General features: G+C 65.7%; 14 protein-coding genes. 6 read left to right on the forward strand and 8 right to left on the reverse strand.

All coding sequences use genetic code 11. The features are described 5' to 3' along the window. The first annotated feature begins 62 nt into the window (after positions 1-62). Positions 63-1,175, forward strand: coding sequence for an NADH:flavin oxidoreductase/NADH oxidase (locus CAL13_RS08545; protein WP_086072084.1), 1,113 nt, complete (start codon positions 63-65; stop codon positions 1,173-1,175). Between the two features lie 37 nt (positions 1,176-1,212). On the opposite strand, the gene dut is transcribed toward CAL13_RS08545, so the two are convergent. Genes dut through CAL13_RS08560 form a run of 3 tightly spaced genes read right to left on the reverse strand, consistent with a single transcriptional unit; the run spans position 1,213 to position 2,933 of the window. Beyond that, a complete protein-coding gene (dut, locus tag CAL13_RS08550) occupies positions 1,213-1,662 on the reverse strand; it encodes a dUTP diphosphatase (RefSeq protein ID WP_086072085.1) in 450 nt (149 codons plus the stop codon). Between the two features lie 45 nt (positions 1,663-1,707). After that, the gene (locus CAL13_RS08555) at positions 1,708-2,280 is read right to left on the reverse strand and encodes a hypothetical protein (RefSeq protein WP_086072086.1); all 573 of its coding nucleotides are present in this window, start codon (positions 2,278-2,280) and stop codon (positions 1,708-1,710) included. 11 nt (positions 2,281-2,291) lie between these two features. Continuing rightward, on the reverse strand, positions 2,292-2,933 hold the full coding sequence (locus tag CAL13_RS08560) for a DedA family protein (RefSeq protein WP_086057030.1): 642 nt from the start codon (positions 2,931-2,933) through the stop codon (positions 2,292-2,294). A gap of 97 nt (positions 2,934-3,030) precedes the next feature. Between CAL13_RS08560 and CAL13_RS08565 the strand changes: the two genes are divergently transcribed. Beyond that, positions 3,031-4,083, forward strand: coding sequence for a metal-dependent hydrolase (locus CAL13_RS08565; RefSeq protein ID WP_086072087.1), 1,053 nt, complete (start codon positions 3,031-3,033; stop codon positions 4,081-4,083). Between the two features lie 57 nt (positions 4,084-4,140). On the opposite strand, the gene coaBC is transcribed toward CAL13_RS08565, so the two are convergent. Genes coaBC through CAL13_RS08585 form a run of 4 tightly spaced genes read right to left on the reverse strand, consistent with a single transcriptional unit; the run spans position 4,141 to position 9,729 of the window. Further along, entirely contained in the window at positions 4,141-5,337 is a 1,197-nt protein-coding gene (coaBC, locus tag CAL13_RS08570) for a bifunctional phosphopantothenoylcysteine decarboxylase/phosphopantothenate--cysteine ligase CoaBC (protein ID WP_086072088.1), read from the reverse strand. Between the two features lie 31 nt (positions 5,338-5,368). Beyond that, positions 5,369-5,917, reverse strand: coding sequence for a signal peptidase II (gene lspA, locus CAL13_RS08575; RefSeq protein ID WP_086072089.1), 549 nt, complete (start codon positions 5,915-5,917; stop codon positions 5,369-5,371). Continuing rightward, positions 5,910-8,771 carry an isoleucine--tRNA ligase gene (gene ileS / locus CAL13_RS08580; protein ID WP_086072090.1) on the reverse strand — a complete coding sequence of 954 codons (2,862 nt, stop codon included), beginning with the start codon at positions 8,769-8,771 and terminating at the stop codon, positions 5,910-5,912. Before ileS ends, lspA begins: the two co-directional genes overlap by 8 nt. Next, complete coding sequence (locus CAL13_RS08585; RefSeq protein WP_086057035.1) at positions 8,761-9,729, reverse strand: bifunctional riboflavin kinase/FAD synthetase; 969 nt, start codon at positions 9,727-9,729, stop codon at positions 8,761-8,763. Before CAL13_RS08585 ends, ileS begins: the two co-directional genes overlap by 11 nt. A 67-nt stretch (positions 9,730-9,796) precedes the next feature. On the opposite strand from CAL13_RS08585, the gene purN reads away from it, so the two are divergent. Further along, complete coding sequence (gene purN / locus CAL13_RS08590) at positions 9,797-10,465, forward strand: phosphoribosylglycinamide formyltransferase (RefSeq protein WP_086073567.1); 669 nt, start codon at positions 9,797-9,799, stop codon at positions 10,463-10,465. Between the two features lie 31 nt (positions 10,466-10,496). Beyond that, a complete protein-coding gene (locus CAL13_RS08595) occupies positions 10,497-11,984 on the forward strand; it encodes an RsmB/NOP family class I SAM-dependent RNA methyltransferase (protein ID WP_420042419.1) in 1,488 nt (495 codons plus the stop codon). On the opposite strand, the gene CAL13_RS08600 is transcribed toward CAL13_RS08595, so the two are convergent. Continuing rightward, a complete protein-coding gene (locus CAL13_RS08600) occupies positions 11,956-12,345 on the reverse strand; it encodes a hypothetical protein (RefSeq protein ID WP_198297931.1) in 390 nt (129 codons plus the stop codon). The two genes, CAL13_RS08595 and CAL13_RS08600, sit on opposite strands and share 29 nt — an antisense overlap. Before the next feature lie 311 nt (positions 12,346-12,656). On the opposite strand from CAL13_RS08600, the gene CAL13_RS08605 reads away from it, so the two are divergent. Both CAL13_RS08605 and CAL13_RS08610 read left to right on the forward strand, forming a co-directional pair. Then, a complete protein-coding gene (locus CAL13_RS08605) occupies positions 12,657-13,865 on the forward strand; it encodes a DesA family fatty acid desaturase (RefSeq protein ID WP_086059342.1) in 1,209 nt (402 codons plus the stop codon). Then, a complete protein-coding gene (locus tag CAL13_RS08610; RefSeq protein ID WP_086072092.1) occupies positions 13,862-16,150 on the forward strand; it encodes a UvrD-helicase domain-containing protein in 2,289 nt (762 codons plus the stop codon). The genes CAL13_RS08605 and CAL13_RS08610 overlap by 4 nt, the downstream gene beginning before the upstream one ends. Positions 16,151-16,155 lie beyond the last annotated feature (5 nt).

The raw sequence follows: 16,155 nt of genomic DNA on the forward strand, positions 1-16,155 counted from the left end.
AATTCAGGTTCTCGCCTTCGGTCCTGCTGTATAACGGGCTGGTTTTTTCCTAGGGAGCCCGCATGACCACGCTATTTTCCCCAATCGGCCTGGGCCGGCTGACGCTCGCGAATCGCATCGTCATCGCGCCGATGTGCGAGTATTCGGCCGATAACGGAAAGGCCACCGACTGGCACATGATTCACCTGGGGCATCTGGCGCTATCCGGCGCCGGGCTGCTGATCACGGAAGCGACCGCCGTCGAGCCGGGTGGGCGCATCACGCCGGCGGACCTGGGCTTGTGGGACGACGAAACCGAACAGTCCATCGATAAGGTCCTGCAGGCGATCCGGCGCTATTCGCCCATCCGCATGGGGATACAGCTTGCCCACGCGGGCCGGAAGGCATCCAGCGCCGCGCCGTGGGAAGGCGGCAGCCAATTGCCCCTGGACCGCGGCGGCTGGGTGTGCGATGCGCCTTCCGCGGTCGCCTACAAGGACGGCGAACTGCCGCCGCGCGCCCTCGATCGCGCCGGTCTGGACCGCGTCCGCGACGCCTTCGCGCACGCCGCCCGGCGGGCCGGCCGGCTCGGCTTCGATACCATTGAAGTCCATGCCGCGCACGGCTATCTCCTGCACCAGTTCCTGTCGCCCCTGGCCAATCAGCGCAGCGACGAATATGGCGGGAGCCTGGAAAACCGCATGCGTTTCCCATTGGAAGTTTTCGACGCCGTCCGTGCGGCCTTCGGCGCCGGTAAGCCGGTCGGCGTACGCGTATCGGCCACCGAATGGGTGGACGGCGGATGGGACATTGAGCAGACCATCGCGTTCGCGCAGGCGCTGAAGGCGCGCGGCTGCGACTACATCGATGTATCTTCGGGCGGCATGTCGCCCGCCCAGAAAATTCCGCTCTCGCCCGGATATCAGGTTCCGTTTGCCGAACGCGTCAAAAGGGAAACCGGCTTGCCGACGATGGCGGTGGGACTGATCACCGAGCCGCAGCACGCGAACGAAATCATCGCGCAAGGAAAGGCCGACATGGTGTCGCTGGCCAGGGGGATGCTGTACGACCCCCGCTGGCCCTGGCATGCAGCCGCGCAGCTGGGCGCGCAAGTCCAGGCGCCGCAGCAGTACTGGCGTTCGCAGCCCAGGGAGCTGAAGGAGTTGTTCTTCAACGCCAGCTTCGGCCAGCGTTGACCGTTCCAAGCCGCAGCTGGGCCTGCCGTTCGCGGGCCTAGCCGCGCCCGGTGCTTCCGAAGCCGCCGGCGCCGCGATCCGTGGCTTGGAATTCGGACACGACCTCGAAGGACACCTGGGCCACCGGTACGATGACCATCTGCGCCAGGCGATCCATAGGGTGAAGGGTGAAGGCGGTGTCGCTGCGGTTCCACGTAGAGACCATCAATTGTCCCTGGTAGTCGGAGTCGATCAATCCGACCAGATTGCCCAGCACGATGCCATGTTTGTGGCCCAGGCCGGAGCGGGGCAGGATCATGGCCGCATAGCCGGGATCGCCGATGTGGACAGCCAGTCCGGTGGGGACGAGTTCGGTTGCGCCCGGCTCGATGGTAAGCGGTTCGTTCAGGCAGGCGCGCAAGTCCAGCCCCGCCGCGCCAGGGGTGGCGTAAGAGGGCAGGTATTCGGACATGCGTTCGTCGAGAATCTTCAGAGCTACGGATTTCATCGTGTCGAGTAAGTAGGGGACCGTCCCCGCTGGGACGGGTGGCAATCAACGGCGCGATTTGCCGGGGGCTCCCGTAGGGAGGGTGGTCAGCGGCGGCAGGCGCGCGGGCGGCTGGTTGGCGCGCGAACGCTGGCTGGTGGCCGCGCGCCACAGGACGCCGGCGAAAATCAGCAGGAATGCGACCGGCACCAGATCGTTCCAGTCGAATTGCGGCGCGCGCAGGGCCGCCGCGAGCAAACGTATCGCTTGCCACATGATGGCGAGCGCGACGATGGCCACGGCCACCGCCGAGCGGCGCTTTCCGGCCCGGGCGGCCAGCGTGTCGTCGCGCGATGGCGGCTGGCCGGGAGACCCGGTTGTTTCCGGCTCCGTGTTGCTTTTTTCCGCAATGGTCCGCGCAGGATCGTCGCGGTTTGCGCCGGTTTTCCATGGCATGGCGATACGGCCCGCCGGTTGTCCTGCTTCCCTGGCGGTTTGGCCGGGCGCGGGTCCGGCCGCGGAGCCGGCCGCCGGCTCACGCATTCCCGCGCTGACCTGCCCAGGCGCCGACTGCCCGCGATGGACCAGCTGTTCGATGTACCGGACGTAGTCGCCGTCCTTCGGTTCGCCGTCGATCACCGCAGCGGCTCCTAACGGCGGCCGCGCCGGACCGCGGCGGGCACCCGCCGCTTGCGCAGCATTGCGATCAATAGCGCCACACCCAGTACAACGGAAAGGCCGGTGCCGATCAGCATGCCGATATTGCCGGCCATGGGAACGCTTTCCATATGGCGCATTGTCAGGTAGCCGGGGGCGAGCATCAGGGGCATCCATAGCGCCGCGGAAAGCACGTTGGCCGCCTGGAAACGTGCGTGGCTCATGCCCATCACGCCGGCGACGGTGGGAATCGTGCTGCGGATCGGGCCCATGAACCGGCCGGCCAGCACCGATGCGAAGCCGTAGCGGTAAAAGAAGAGCCGCGCCCGCGCAACCGCGGGACGATGCTGGTTCAACGGCCAGCGCCGCAGCACGCGCGTTCCGACGCCACGCCCCAGCCAGTACGAGATGGCGTCTCCGACGATGGCGCCGGCGATGCCCCAGGCCAGGATCGTCGCGCCGTCCAGCGTTCCGCTGCCGACCAATCCGCCCGTGATCAGCATCATCGCGGTGGCCGGCACGAACAGCCCGACAATCACAAGCGATTCGGCCAGTGTCAGCAGCGCCGTGACGGGGCCCGCCCAAGCCTGATGGGTCTCAATGAAGATTCGAATCTGATCGACGATTTGGTCCATGGCCCGCGCCCCGTCATCCGGATACGGTATCTTACCCCGTGCGCCGCGCCCCGCCGGGGGCGGCGCGCAGCACTCGCCCAAAGGAACGACAAGCAGCATGGACTCGTTGACGCACGTGGTAATGGGAGGAAGCATCCAGGCGGCCCTGCTCGGCCGCGCGCAGGGCCGAAAGGCCCTGCTTTACGGCGCGGTCCTGGCCACCTTGCCCGATCTGGACGTTTTCATGTCGTATCCCGACCCGGTTTCGCTAATGACCTATCACCGGGGTTTCTCGCATTCCGTTTTCGTGTTGACCGCGCTGGCGGCGCTGCTGGCGGCGCTGATCCGATGGCGCTGGCCCACTGCCCCATACAGCGCAAAGCGGCTGTTCCTGACGCTATGGCTGGTGCTGATTACACATCCCGTGCTCGATGCGATGACGACATACGGCACGCAGCTGTTCTGGCCCTTGCCGATGTCGCCGATCAGCATCTCGAGCATCTTCATCATCGACCCCGTTTTCACGCTGCCCCTGCTGCTCGCGTTCCTCGTCACGCTCTTCCTGGGAGAGCGCGCGCATCGGTTCCGCACCGTCGCGTTGACGGTGGCCGCCATTTATCTGGGGTGGACGTTGCTTGCGAAGAACCTGGTGGAGCATCGGGTGCGGTCGGCGCTAACGCTCCAGGGGGCGCAACCCGGCGCTGTGTTCTCCGCGCCCATGCCTCTGAACAGTCTGCTCTGGCGCGTGATTGCCCGCGGACCGCAGGACACTTACTTCGAAGTGGTTTCCAGCGTGTTCGATCGCGGCGCCCCGGAGCAGCTGAGTCAGCCCCTGCACGAGGACTTGCGGGGCGCCTTGCCGCCAGCGCCCTTGGTGGACCGTCTCGACTGGTTCACATCGGGCTGGCTTAGATTCGACGCCATCGGCAGCGATCTGGTGGTGACCGATCTGCGCATGGGTATGCCGGGCCACTACACTTTCCGCTTTGTCATGGCGCGCCGCAATGGCGACGGCAGCTGGCGGGTCGTCGTACCCACGCGCTGGCCCAGCGAACGGGGCGGATGGGAAGAGTTGCGGCGGATTCTGCGTCGCATCGTCAGCGAGGAGCCGCCGCTGCCCTTGGGCGCATGGGCGGTGCGTACAACCGAGCCCGAACGCGCAGCGCCTTAGCGCGGGTTTGCGGACGGCGCCCGGGGAGTCGCGGCCCGGCCGCACGGGGCAGCGCCCCTATCGCGGCAAGCGCGAAGCGACTTCGGCGATCAGGCGCCGTGCGGCCTGCAGCTTGTCCGCCGCGGGCAGGGGATGCATGCCCTCGTCATCGAATAGCACCAGCTCGGTGCCGTCCGCATCCATTACCTTGTGCGCCAGGTTGCCGACCAGCAGCGGTATGCCTTTGCGGCGGCGCTTGGCTTCCGCGTGGCGGGCGAGATCCTCGGTTTCCGCCGCGAAGCCGACACACCAAGGTCCGTTTTCCAGCGCCGCCACTTCCGCCAGGATGTCGGGGTTGGGCGCGAACTCCAATCGCGGCGCGCCGTTGCCCGAATCGTCCTTTTTCATTTTCTGCTGGCTGGCGTTCGTTACGCGCCAGTCCGCCACGGCGGCGACGGCGATGAAAATATCGGCCCGGCTCGCCTGCGCCATGACGGCGTCGCGCATCTGCTGAGCGGTCTGTACGGGAAACGCATCCACACCGCGGGGAACCGGCAGGGCGGTGGGCCCCGTCACAAGCGTGACGCGTGCGCCCGCTTCGCGGGCGGCGCGGGCGATCGCGTAACCGGTCTTGCCCGAAGACCGGTTGCTGATCACGCGCACAGGGTCGATCGGCTCGACCGTCGGACCCGCTGTCAAGAGGACATGCCTGCCCGCCAACACTTTGGGCTGGAAGAAGGAGATGATGTCGGCCAGGATGTCATGCGGTTCCAGCATGCGGCCGTCGCCGATTTCGCCGCAGGCCTGGTCGCCGCTGGCCGGTCCCAGGATCTCGATGCCGTCGTCGCGCAACTGCCCGGCATTGCGTTGCGTTGCGGGGTTGGCCCACATTTCGCGGTTCATGGCGGGCACGATCAACAAGGGGCACGCGCGGGCCAGGCAGAGTGTGGACAGCAGGTCGTCCGCCATGCCGTGGGCCAGCTTGGCCATGAAGTCGGCGCTGGCGGGCGCGACCACTACGGCATCGGCGCCGCGCGTCAGGTCGATGTGCGGCATGTTGTTGGCAATGCGCGCATCCCATTGGCTGACGAATACCGGCCGTCCGGAAAGCGCCTGCATGGTCACCGGCGTAATGAAGTGCGTCGCCGCCTCGGTCATGACCACGTCCACGATGGCGCCCTGTTCGGTCAGCCGGCGCACGAGTTCGGCGATTTTGTAGCAGGCGACACCGCCCGACATGCCTAGGACGATGCGTTTGCGGGCGAGATCGAGCATGGCAGCAACCGGGGTGTGGAAAACGCCCTCATTATGCTCCGGACGGGGTCGTCCTGCGCATGCGCAGCAATTCGTCCAGTATGAGAAGGATGGCGCCGCAGGTGATGGCGACGTCCGCCACATTGAAGGCGGGGTAGTACCAATCCTTCCAATAGAAAAGCAGGAAGTCCACCACATGGCCATAGGCGATGCGGTCGATCACATTGCCCAGCGCGCCGCCCATGATCATTGCCAGCGCCAGCGCGAACCGCGGCGCGGCCCGTTTCCCCTGGCGAGCGAGGATGACGGCGATCACGACTGCGGCGCCGACGCCCAGCACGGTGAAGAACCAGCGTTGCCAGCCGGGTTCGGAGGCCAGGAAGCTGAATGCCGCGCCGCGGTTGTAGACCAGCGTCAGGTCGAAAACGGGCAGGACGTTGAGCCGCTGCCCATAGCTGAAGTTGGCGTTGAAGTAGAGCTTGGACGCCTGATCCAGCACGATGATGGCCGCTGCGAGCAGCAGCCAGAACGTCAGTCCACGCCGATACCGGGGTTGGCTGGCCGCATCGGGAGCCGCCGCGGGCTGCTGCGCTTCAAGCATGGCTGCGCGGCTCGCCGGATCCGAACAGATTGCTGACGCAGCGCCCGCAGATCTCGGGGTGCTCGGGATCGGCGCCCACGTCGGCGCGCCAGTGCCAGCAGCGTTCGCATTTCTTTTGCGCCGACGGCGCGATCACGATCTGCAGCTCGCCTTCGCCCGCGTGCACGGTGGCGCGCGAGACGATCAGAACGAAGCGCAGATCGTCGCCCAGGCTGCGCAGGGCGGCGAGATCGTCGCCCGACGCCGTAATGTCGATTTCAGCCTGCAGCGAAGAGCCGATGCCGCCGGCGCTGCGCACTTCTTCCAGCTTGCGCATGACCTCGGCCCGGATCGCGCGCAACCGCGCCCATTTCGCCGGCAGGGGATCGTCCTGCGCCACGGGCGGCAGAGACTGGAAGACTTCGGCGAATACCGTGACGCGCGAAACGTCCGCCTGGTGCCGCAGGGTCGAGCCGACCAGCACCTTCCAAGCCTCTTCGGCCGTGAAGGACAAAATCGGCGCCATCAGCTTCAACAGCGTCAGCGTCACGTCCAGCAGGCTGCTCTGCGCCGACCGCCGCGCCAGGCTGTCCGCGCCGGTGGTGTACAGGCGGTCCTTCAGGATGTCCAGGTAGAACGCGCCCAGATCCTCGGAGCAGAACGTTTGCAGCCGGGCCACGGCGGGGTGGAAGTCGTACTTGTCGTAATGGCCCAGCACTTCTTCCTGCATCTGCGCCGTCATGGCAAGCGCGTAGCGGTCGATTTCCAGCCGTTGGCCGTAAGGCACGGTCATCGACACGGCGTCGAAGTCGGCCAGGTTCGCCAGCAGGAAACGCAGCGTATTGCGGATACGGCGGTAGCTCTCCACGACCCGCTTGAGGATTTCATCCGAGATGGACAATTCGCCCGAGTAATCGGTGGAAGCCACCCATAGGCGCAGAATTTCGGCGCCCAGTGAGTCCGACACCTTCTGGGGCGCGATGACGTTGCCAACGGATTTGCTCATCTTGCGGCCTTGTCCGTCGACCACGAAGCCGTGGGTGAGCAGAGCGTTATACGGCGGCCGGCCGTACAGCATGCAACCGGTCAGCAGCGACGAATGGAACCAGCCGCGATGCTGGTCCGAGCCTTCCAGATAGAGGTCGGCGGGCCAGGCCAGCTCTTCGCCATGCGACGATGTCTGCGCGGCATCCTTGCCGCCCAGCACGGTGAAGTGCGTGGTGCCGGAGTCGAACCAGACATCCAGCGTGTCCCGGCTCTTTTCATACTGGTCGGCCTCGTCGCCCAGCAGCTCGCGCGGGTCCAGCGATTGCCATGTTTCGATGCCGCCCTGTTCGACACGCTGCGCGACCTGTTCCAGCAATTCCACCGTGCGGGGATGCAGTTCGCCAGTTTCCTTGTGCACGAAAAAGGCCATCGGCACGCCCCATTGGCGCTGACGCGACAAGGTCCAGTCCGGCCGGTTCGCGATCATGGCGTGCAGGCGCGCACGTCCCCAGGAGGGGTAGAAGCGCGTGGCGTCGATACCGGTCAGCGCCGATTCGCGCAACGTCGGGCCGCCGTCTCGCGGCTTGACGTCCATGCCGGCGAACCACTGGTTGGTGGCGCGATAGATGATGGGCGTCTTGTGCCGCCAGCAGTGCATATAGCTGTGCGACAGCTTTTCGTGGTGCAGAAGGGTGCCGGCGTCGCGCAGAGACTCGATGATTTTCGGATTGGCGTCCCAGATGCTCAGTCCGCCGAACAGCGGCAACGACGGCGCGAACCGGCCATCGCCCATCACGGGGCTGATCATGTCGGCATCGGTCATGCCGTGAGCCTTGCACGTGACGAAGTCCTCGATGCCATAGGCGGGGGCGGAGTGGACCACGCCCGTGCCGGTATCCAGGGTCACGTAGTCGCCCAGGTAGATTGGCGAAAGCCGGTCGTATCCCGCATCGGCGCCCGCAAGGGGGTGACGGAAAGTCAGGCCGGCCAACGCTTCGCCGCGCGTCGTCGCGATGACCTCGCCTTCAAGATCCCATTGCTTCAGACAGGGTGCCACGCGTTCGGCGGCCAGCAGCAAAAGCTGGCCGGTGGCGCGCGCAGACGACAGGCGAACCAGCGCGTATTCGATTTCCGGATGGACGTTCAGCGCCTGGTTCGACGGAATGGTCCAGGGCGTGGTGGTCCAGATGACGATGGCGCCGTCGCCCACGGACGGCAGTCCGAAGGCTCGCGCCACACCGGCCTTGTCGGCAAAGGGGAAGGCCACATCAACAGCGGGATCCACGCGATCGGCGTACTCGACTTCCGCTTCCGCCAATGCCGATCCGCAATCGAAGCACCAGTTCACGGGCTTGAGGCCGCGGAACACATAGCCCTTTTCCATGATGCGCGCCAAGGCCCGGATTTCGTTGGCCTCGTTGCGATAGTTCATGGTCAGATAGGGACGGTCCCATTGCGCCAGCACGCCGAGGCGCTTGAAGTCCTTTTTCTGCCGCTCGATCTGCTCCTGCGCGTAGGCCCGCGCCTTGGATTGCATCTCGGCCACGGGCAGGTTCTTGCCGTATTTCTTCTCGATCTGGATCTCGATGGGCATGCCATGGCAGTCCCAGCCCGGCACATAGTGCGCATCGTAGCCGGCCATGTTCCGGCTCTTCAGGATCATGTCCTTCAGGATCTTGTTGACGGCGTGGCCGATATGGATATCGCCGTTGGCGTAGGGGGGGCCGTCGTGCAGGACGAAACGCGGGCGGCCCTTGCTGGCGGCGCGGATCGCCTGGTAGACGTGGTTTTCCTCCCATTCGGCAACCCAGCCGGGTTCCCGTTTCGCTAGGTCGCCCCGCATCGGAAAGGAGGTGTCGGGCAGATTGAGCGTTTTTTTATAGTCCATGAACGGCAAAATAGGCGCGCGCGTTTTGCGCGTCTTCAGTGATGGCGGCAGTCAGGGAAGCGAGGTCGGGGAACTTTTCTTCGTCCCGCAGCAGATGCAGGAATTCGACCCGGACGAGTTTACCGTATGCGTCCAGGGCGCCCGCGTCCAGTACATGGGCTTCCAGAAGCACACGGCCGTGATTTTCGATGGTGGGGCGCACGCCCAGGCTGGCGACGGCGGGCAAAGGCCCGTCTGCCAGTCCGTGCACCCGCACGACATAGATGCCGGAGCGCGCCGCACAGCGCGGCGTGACGCGCACGTTGAGCGTCGGGAACCCGAGGGTGCGGCCCAGCTTGCGGCCATGCACCACATGGCCGCTGAGGTGATAGGGGTGCCCCAGCAGGTCCTGGGCGCGCGCGAGATCGCCCACCGCCAGCGCGGTGCGGACTTCCGAGCTCGATATGCGATGCCCATGCGAGTCCGTGACGTCCTCCAGGGTCTCGACGTCGAACCCGTGACGCCTGCCGGCTTCGCGCAGAAAACCGATATCGCCGCTGCGCTTGTGGCCGAACCGGAAATCGGCGCCCACGAGCACCCAGCGCGCGCGCAGCCCGCGTACCAGCAGCCGCTCGATGAAAGCGTCGGGCGACATCTCGGCGAGCCGTGCATTGAACCGCTCCACCACGACCTGCTCGATGCCGCAGCGGGCCAGGGCGTCCAGCTTGTCGCGCAGGCCGGTGATCCGCGTGGGCGCCAGTTCCGGGCGCTGATTCAGCGTGGCGAAGTACTCGCGCGGGTGGGGTTCGAATGTCATGACGGCCGGAGTAAGGCCGCGGTCGGCGGCTGCCGCCCGGACGTATGCCAGCATGGCCTGGTGTCCGCGGTGCACGCCGTCGAAATTGCCGATGGTCAGGGCGCATGGCCGGCGGGCGCCAGGCGGCGGAAGGGAGCGGAAGATATGCAGCGCGGGTTTCACGACACAGAGTTTACAATTTTGGCCGGGCTTGCTCTGTACTTCCAGTGGATTCTTTATCTTGACAGCTATATCTTCGAGCCGCCGGCGCCTCGTCATTCTGATCTCCGGCCGCGGCAGCAATATGCAGGCACTGGTGCGGGCATGCCGGCAAGAGAACTGGCCGGCGGAAATTTCCGCGGTCATCGCCAGCCGGCCGGACGCCGCCGGCCTTCAATGGGCGAAGGAGTCGGGCATCCCCACGGCCTGCGTCCATCATCGCGACTATTCCGGACGGGAAGCCTTCGATGCCGCGCTGGCTGATGAAATCGACCGGTATGAGCCCGACTACGTCATCCTGGCAGGTTTCATGCGTGTGCTGACTGCCGGATTCGTCAACCGGTATGCCGGGCGGCTGGTCAACATCCATCCGTCCTTGCTGCCGGCGTTTCCCGGCTTGCATACGCATGCGCAGGCGCTGGCGACGGGTGTACAGATACATGGCTGCACCGTGCACTTCGTCACGCCGCTGCTCGACCACGGCCCCATCATCGCCCAGGCCTGCGTCCCCGTGCTGCACGACGACACGCCGGATACCCTGGCGCTGCGCGTCCTCGAGATGGAGCACCGGGTGTTTCCGGCGGCCGTACGCTGGCTGGCGGAGGGCCGCGTGCGGCTCACCCCGGATCACCGGGTGGAAGTGCAAGGCAACCCTCCACGCTTATACGCAGGCGCCGCCGGCGAGCCGGCGCCGCATTGAACTTAGTCGACGGGCTTGCCCCCGTCAGGGAATGAAAATGAAGAAACCGCACCGCGCTGGCGGAAAACCCGCCGCGCCGCGCGCGGGTGGGGCAGATCGTGCCCGCCCGTCGTTTGCCGCCATCCGGCTCGATCAGGTCCAGAAGGTTTTGGGCGAGGTGTTGCAGTGGTCATCGCCCGCGGACGCGGCGTTGACCAAGTGGCTGCGGGCGCATCCCGCCCTGGGGGGCCGAGACCGTGCAGAAGTGTCCGAAGCCGCCTATGACGTTCTGCGCAACCTGCGCCGTTATCGGCGATTCGCAGAAACCGGCGTAGGTCCCGCCGCCCGGCGTCTCGCAATCCTCGGCCTGACGGCTACGCTCGGCCGCGATGCGCTGCGCGAGGCCTTGTCCCCCGAAGAGAACGAATGGCTGCAGCACATCGCCTTGATCGATCCTGCGACGCTGCCGCGCGCGGTGCGTGCGAGCCTGCCGGATTGGCTGGAAGAGCGTCTCGGCACCCTGGAGAACGCCGACGCGCTGATTGAAGCCTTGAACCGGCCTGCGCCGCTCGATATCCGCGTCAACCCCTTGAAGACGGACCGCGACACCGTGTTGCGCGGTCTGACCGATGGGCCGGCCGCGCGCTATGCGCCCAAGCCGACGCCGTTTTCGCCCTGGGGCATCCGCCTGAGCGGGCGCCCGCCGGTGAACCGCTGGCCGCAATTCGAGGCCGGGGAAATCGAGGTGCAGGACGAGGGGAGCCAACTGCTGGCCTTGCTCATGGCGCCGCGCCGAGGCGAAATGGTGATCGATTTCTGCGCCGGAGCGGGCGGCAAGACGTTGCTGCTCGGCGCCTTGATGCGGTCCACTGGCCGCCTCTATGCCTTCGATGTTTCGGCCGCCCGGCTGGCGCGCGCCAAGCCGCGGTTCGCCCGCAGCGGCTTGTCCAACGTGGTGCCAGTCGTCATCGACAGCGAAAACGATACGCGGGTCAAGCGGCTGGCCGGCAAGGCGCAGCGTGTCCTGGTCGATGCCCCTTGCAGCGGCATCGGGACGTTGCGCCGCAATCCGGACCTGAAGTGGAGGCAGCATCCCGAAGCCCTGCAGGAGCTCGGGGCATTGCAGACCCGAATCCTGGCGTCCGCGGCGCGTTGCGTGGCGCCGGGCGGCCGTCTCGTCTACGCCACCTGCAGTCTGCTGCCCGAGGAAAACGAGGCGCAGGCCGAGATCTTCCTGGCCGCGCATCCGGAATTCGAACGCGTGGACGCGGCCGCGCTGATCGCCGCGCGTTGCGAAGGGCTGGCACTGACAGGGCCGTACATGCAATTGCGCCCCGACGTCCATGGCACGGATGGGTTCTTCGCGGCGGTTTTCGAGCGCCGCAAGGGCGATGCGCTTTCGACAACCGAAGCGGCCGCCGAAAGCGTGAAGGCCCGCGCCGCAACGGCAGTTCCGATGCCGCAGGGCGAGCCTGAGGCGGAACTGGAGCCGGAGTCACGCCAGCCGCAGGTCAACGCAGGCGAGGGTTCGGCGGGGTGACCGTCACCGTCCCTCGCACTTGCTGCGTGCCTTTTTCGCGCGACTGGAAGAAGACCTGCCAGCCGACTTCGACCTGGCCCGTGGTCTGCCCGGCTTGAAATCGCACGAGGGTCACGGGAACTTGGACATTCCGGCACTTGCCGGGCGCGCCTGCGAGCTGGGTCGTGGTATTGACGATCAGCTTGCCCTGCGCCGGGCGGATTTTCAGAGCCACCGGCGGCGCGCGCAGGGCGCGACAGTCGGCTGGCTGGATCTCGTAGTAGCGCCCCAGCACCACGGATTCTCCCGCGGGAGCGCGCCACGCCTGCACCGTCGTGGCGCCGTCGGCCGCCCATACCCGCGCACCGGGCACGGCCAACATCCCGGCCGCCAGCATGGCGGCTGTGGCAAAAAAGAAACGCCGCCGGGGTTTGACGGCGGGCACGGCACATGCAAATAAGGAAGCACGCGCTGACCGGCCTTGCCCGCGCCCACGTCGCGCACGGGGTGGAGGCTGGGAGGCTATCGTTGAAAAAGAAGTCAAGATCGGGGGTAGAAGTGAGAGAAAACAACGATTTTGCTGAACATTCGCGACGGTTTTATTTTTTGCACGCGCTGTCATAACACCGCAAGGTAGGCTACACTCAAAAGCTCGCTATGACCGAGGTCTTTACGCCCTATATGGATCAAATTTTGGATTCCATCCTTCATTTCGCCGCCGGCGGCGTCCTGCACGCTTCCTGGTGGCAGATCGTCGTCTTCACGCTGGTGGCCACTCATATCACCATCATGTCGGTGACGATATTCCTGCATCGCAGCCAGGCACACCGCGGGCTGGACCTGCATCCGGCTGTCATGCATTTCTTCCGGTTCTGGCTTTGGCTGACCACCGGTATGGTCACCAAGGAATGGGTCGCCATCCACCGCAAGCATCACGCGAAGTGCGAACGCGAAGGCGACCCGCATTCGCCGATGTTGTTCGGTGTCTGGAAAGTGCTGTTCCGCGGCGCCGAGCTCTATCGCGAGGAAGCCACGAACGCGGAGACCATGGCCAAGTTCGGCCACGGCACGCCCGACGACTGGCTCGAACGCAATGTGTACTCGCGCCATAGCCTGGCCGGGGTCATGATCATGCTGGCCATCGATATTGCCCTGTTCGGCGCCATCGGCGTCACGGTCTGGGCCGTCCAGATGGCATGGATTCCGTTCTGGGCCGCAGGCGTGGTCAACGGCATCGGCCACTATTGGGGGTACCGCAACTACGCCAGCCCGGACACGAGCACCAACGTGTTCCCCTGGGGCATCATCATCGGCGGCGAAGAACTGCACAACAATCACCACGCCTATGGCACCTCGGCCAAGTTTTCGGCGAAGTGGTACGAGATCGACATCGGCTGGGGCTATATCCGCGTCCTCTCCTTCCTGGGCCTGGCCAAGGTGAAGAAGGTCGCGCCCAAGCTCAAGCTGGACTCGGACAAGCCCATGGTCGATCTCAGCACTTTGCAGGGCGTCATCACTCATCGCTACGAAGTGATGGCCCGCTACGCCGACATCGTGAAGAGCGCCGCGCGACAGGAGCTTGCCAAGCTCAAGCCTGCCCGCGGCCAGGACGGCGCCAACGGCAACTGGGCGACCCTGCGCCGCGTGAGCCGGTGGCTGCACCGTTCCGAGGAAGTGCTGCAGCCCGAGCAGGTTGCGCAGGTGGATCAGGCGATCGCCAGCAGTGAGAAGCTGTCGACGCTGGTGCAGATGCGGCGGGAGCTGGGCCGGCTTTGGGAAAGCTCCAGCGCGAGCAGCGAGCAATTGCTGAGCCATTTGCAGGCCTGGTGCCAGCGGGCCCAGCAAAGCGGTATTGAAGGGCTGGAGCAGTTTGCCGACCGACTCCGCCGCTATGCGGCATGATCGATAAGTTAAATCCCGAGCAACGCGCCGCTGTTACGCTGGAGCCGCAGCACGCCCTGGTTCTCGCCGGGGCGGGCAGCGGCAAGACGCGGGTTCTGACCACGCGCATGGCGTGGTTGATCCAGAACGGCATGGCCAGTCCCTATGCGCTGCTGGCCGTCACCTTTACCAACAAGGCGGCGCGCGAGATGCTCGCGCGGATTTCGGCCATCCTCCCCATCGATACGCGGGGGCTTTGGGTTGGCACCTTCCACGGGTTATGCAATCGCCTGCTGCGCGCCCATCACCGTGACGCGGGCCTGCCGCAGGCTTTCCAGATCCTGGACACTGCCGATCAGCTGGCCGCCATCAAGCGCCTGCTCAAGGCCAATGGCATCGACGACGAAAAGTATCCCCCACGCGACGTCCAGCGCTTCATCAATGGCGCAAAGGAAGAGGGCGAGCGGCCCGGCGACCTGGAGGGCTGGGACAGCCACCGCAGGCGCCTGATCGAGATCTACCAACTCTACGAAGCGCAGTGCCAGCGCGAAGGCGTGGTCGATTTCCCCGAACTGCTCTTGCGGGCCTACGAGCTGTTGTCGCGCAATGCGCCGGTCCGCGAACATTACCAGCGGCGCTTCCGGCACATCCTGGTCGATGAGTTCCAGGACACCAATACGCTGCAGTACAAATGGCTGCGCCTGCTTGCGGGCGGCGGCGCGTTCATCTTTGCCGTGGGCGACGACGACCAGTCCATCTACGCGTTCCGGGGCGCCAACGTCGGCAATATGGCCGATTTCGAGCGCGACTACGCCAGGGGTACGGTTATCCGGCTGGAGCAGAACTACCGCTCCTACGGGCACATTCTGGATGCCGCGAACGCCTTGATCGGCCATAACAGCGGCCGCCTAGGCAAGAATCTGTGGACGGATCAAGGCGAGGGCGAGCCCATCCGGGTCATCGAGCAGCCTTCCGACGGCATGGAGGCGCAGTGGGTGGTGGACGAGATCCGCGCCCTAGTGAACGAAGGCCGGGCCCGTCGCGAGATCGCCGTCCTCTACCGCAGCAACGCTCAGTCGCGTGTGCTGGAGCATGCGCTGTTTTCCGCCGGCATCCCCTACAAGGTATATGGCGGCCTGCGGTTCTTCGAGCGACAGGAAATCAAGCATGCCCTGGCCTACCTTCGCCTGATCGCCAACCCGCACGACGATACGTCGTGGATGCGCGTCGTGAACTTTCCGGCTCGCGGAATCGGTGCGCGCACGCTTGAGCAGCTTGCCGATGCCGCGCGCGCGCACGACACCAGTCTCTATGGCGCCGTGGCACGCGTGGCAGGCAAGGGCGGGGCGAACCTGGCCCAGTTCGCGGCCTTGATTGGCCGCATGGCGGATGAAACGCGCGAATTGCCGCTGCCGGAAATGGTCGAACACGTCCTCGAGTCCAGCGGCCTGATCGAGCATTACAGGGGCGAAAAAGAAGGCGCGGAGCGTATCGAGAACCTGAACGAACTCGTCAACGCCGCCGCGGTTTTCGCCTCCGAGGAAAACTTCGACGGTGTGCCGGCGGGCCTGCCGGCGCAGCGCGATCCTGGCCTGGCCCCCTCGGTACCGGAAGCGCCGTTTGGTCCCGTCGATGAGAACCTGACTCCACTGGCGGCTTTTCTCTCTCACGCCGCCCTGGAGGCCGGCGACAACCAGGCGCAAGCGGGCCAGGACGCGGTCCAGCTGATGACGGTGCACGCCGCCAAAGGTCTGGAATTCGATGCCGTGTTCATCACGGGGCTCGAAGAAGGCCTTTTTCCGCACGAAAACAGTGTGCTGGAGCAGGCAGGCCTGGAGGAAGAACGCCGCCTCATGTACGTGGCCATCACGCGCGCGCGCGAACGGCTGTACCTGAGCCTCGCCCAGAGTCGCATGCTGCATGGTCAGACGCGCTATGCAATGCGTTCCCGCTTTTTGGGCGAAATCCCCGAAGGGCACTTGAAGTGGTTGACGCCCCGTGCCGGCATGGCGGAAAGCTATGGCGCCACGGGCAGTTCCTGGAACGGCGCTGCGCGGGATGCGTTCGGCCGCAAACCGACCGGTACGATCACCCCGCGCGCGCCGCGCGGCGTGTCTTCGGGTGTGACCGTGGGCGACCGGCATTACCGTATCGGCCAAGGCGTCCGGCACGCACGCTTCGGCGACGGCACCATCATCGGATTGAGCGGAAGCGGCCAGGATGCGCAGGCGCAGATTCAATTCCGCGACGTTGGCGCGAAAACGCTGGCGCTGGGCATCGCCAAGCTGGAAGTGATCGCGGGCTGAGGCGC

Origin of the sequence: Bordetella genomosp. 9 (assembly GCF_002119725.1) — a bacterium.
GTDB lineage: Bacteria > Pseudomonadota > Gammaproteobacteria > Burkholderiales > Burkholderiaceae_B > Bordetella_C.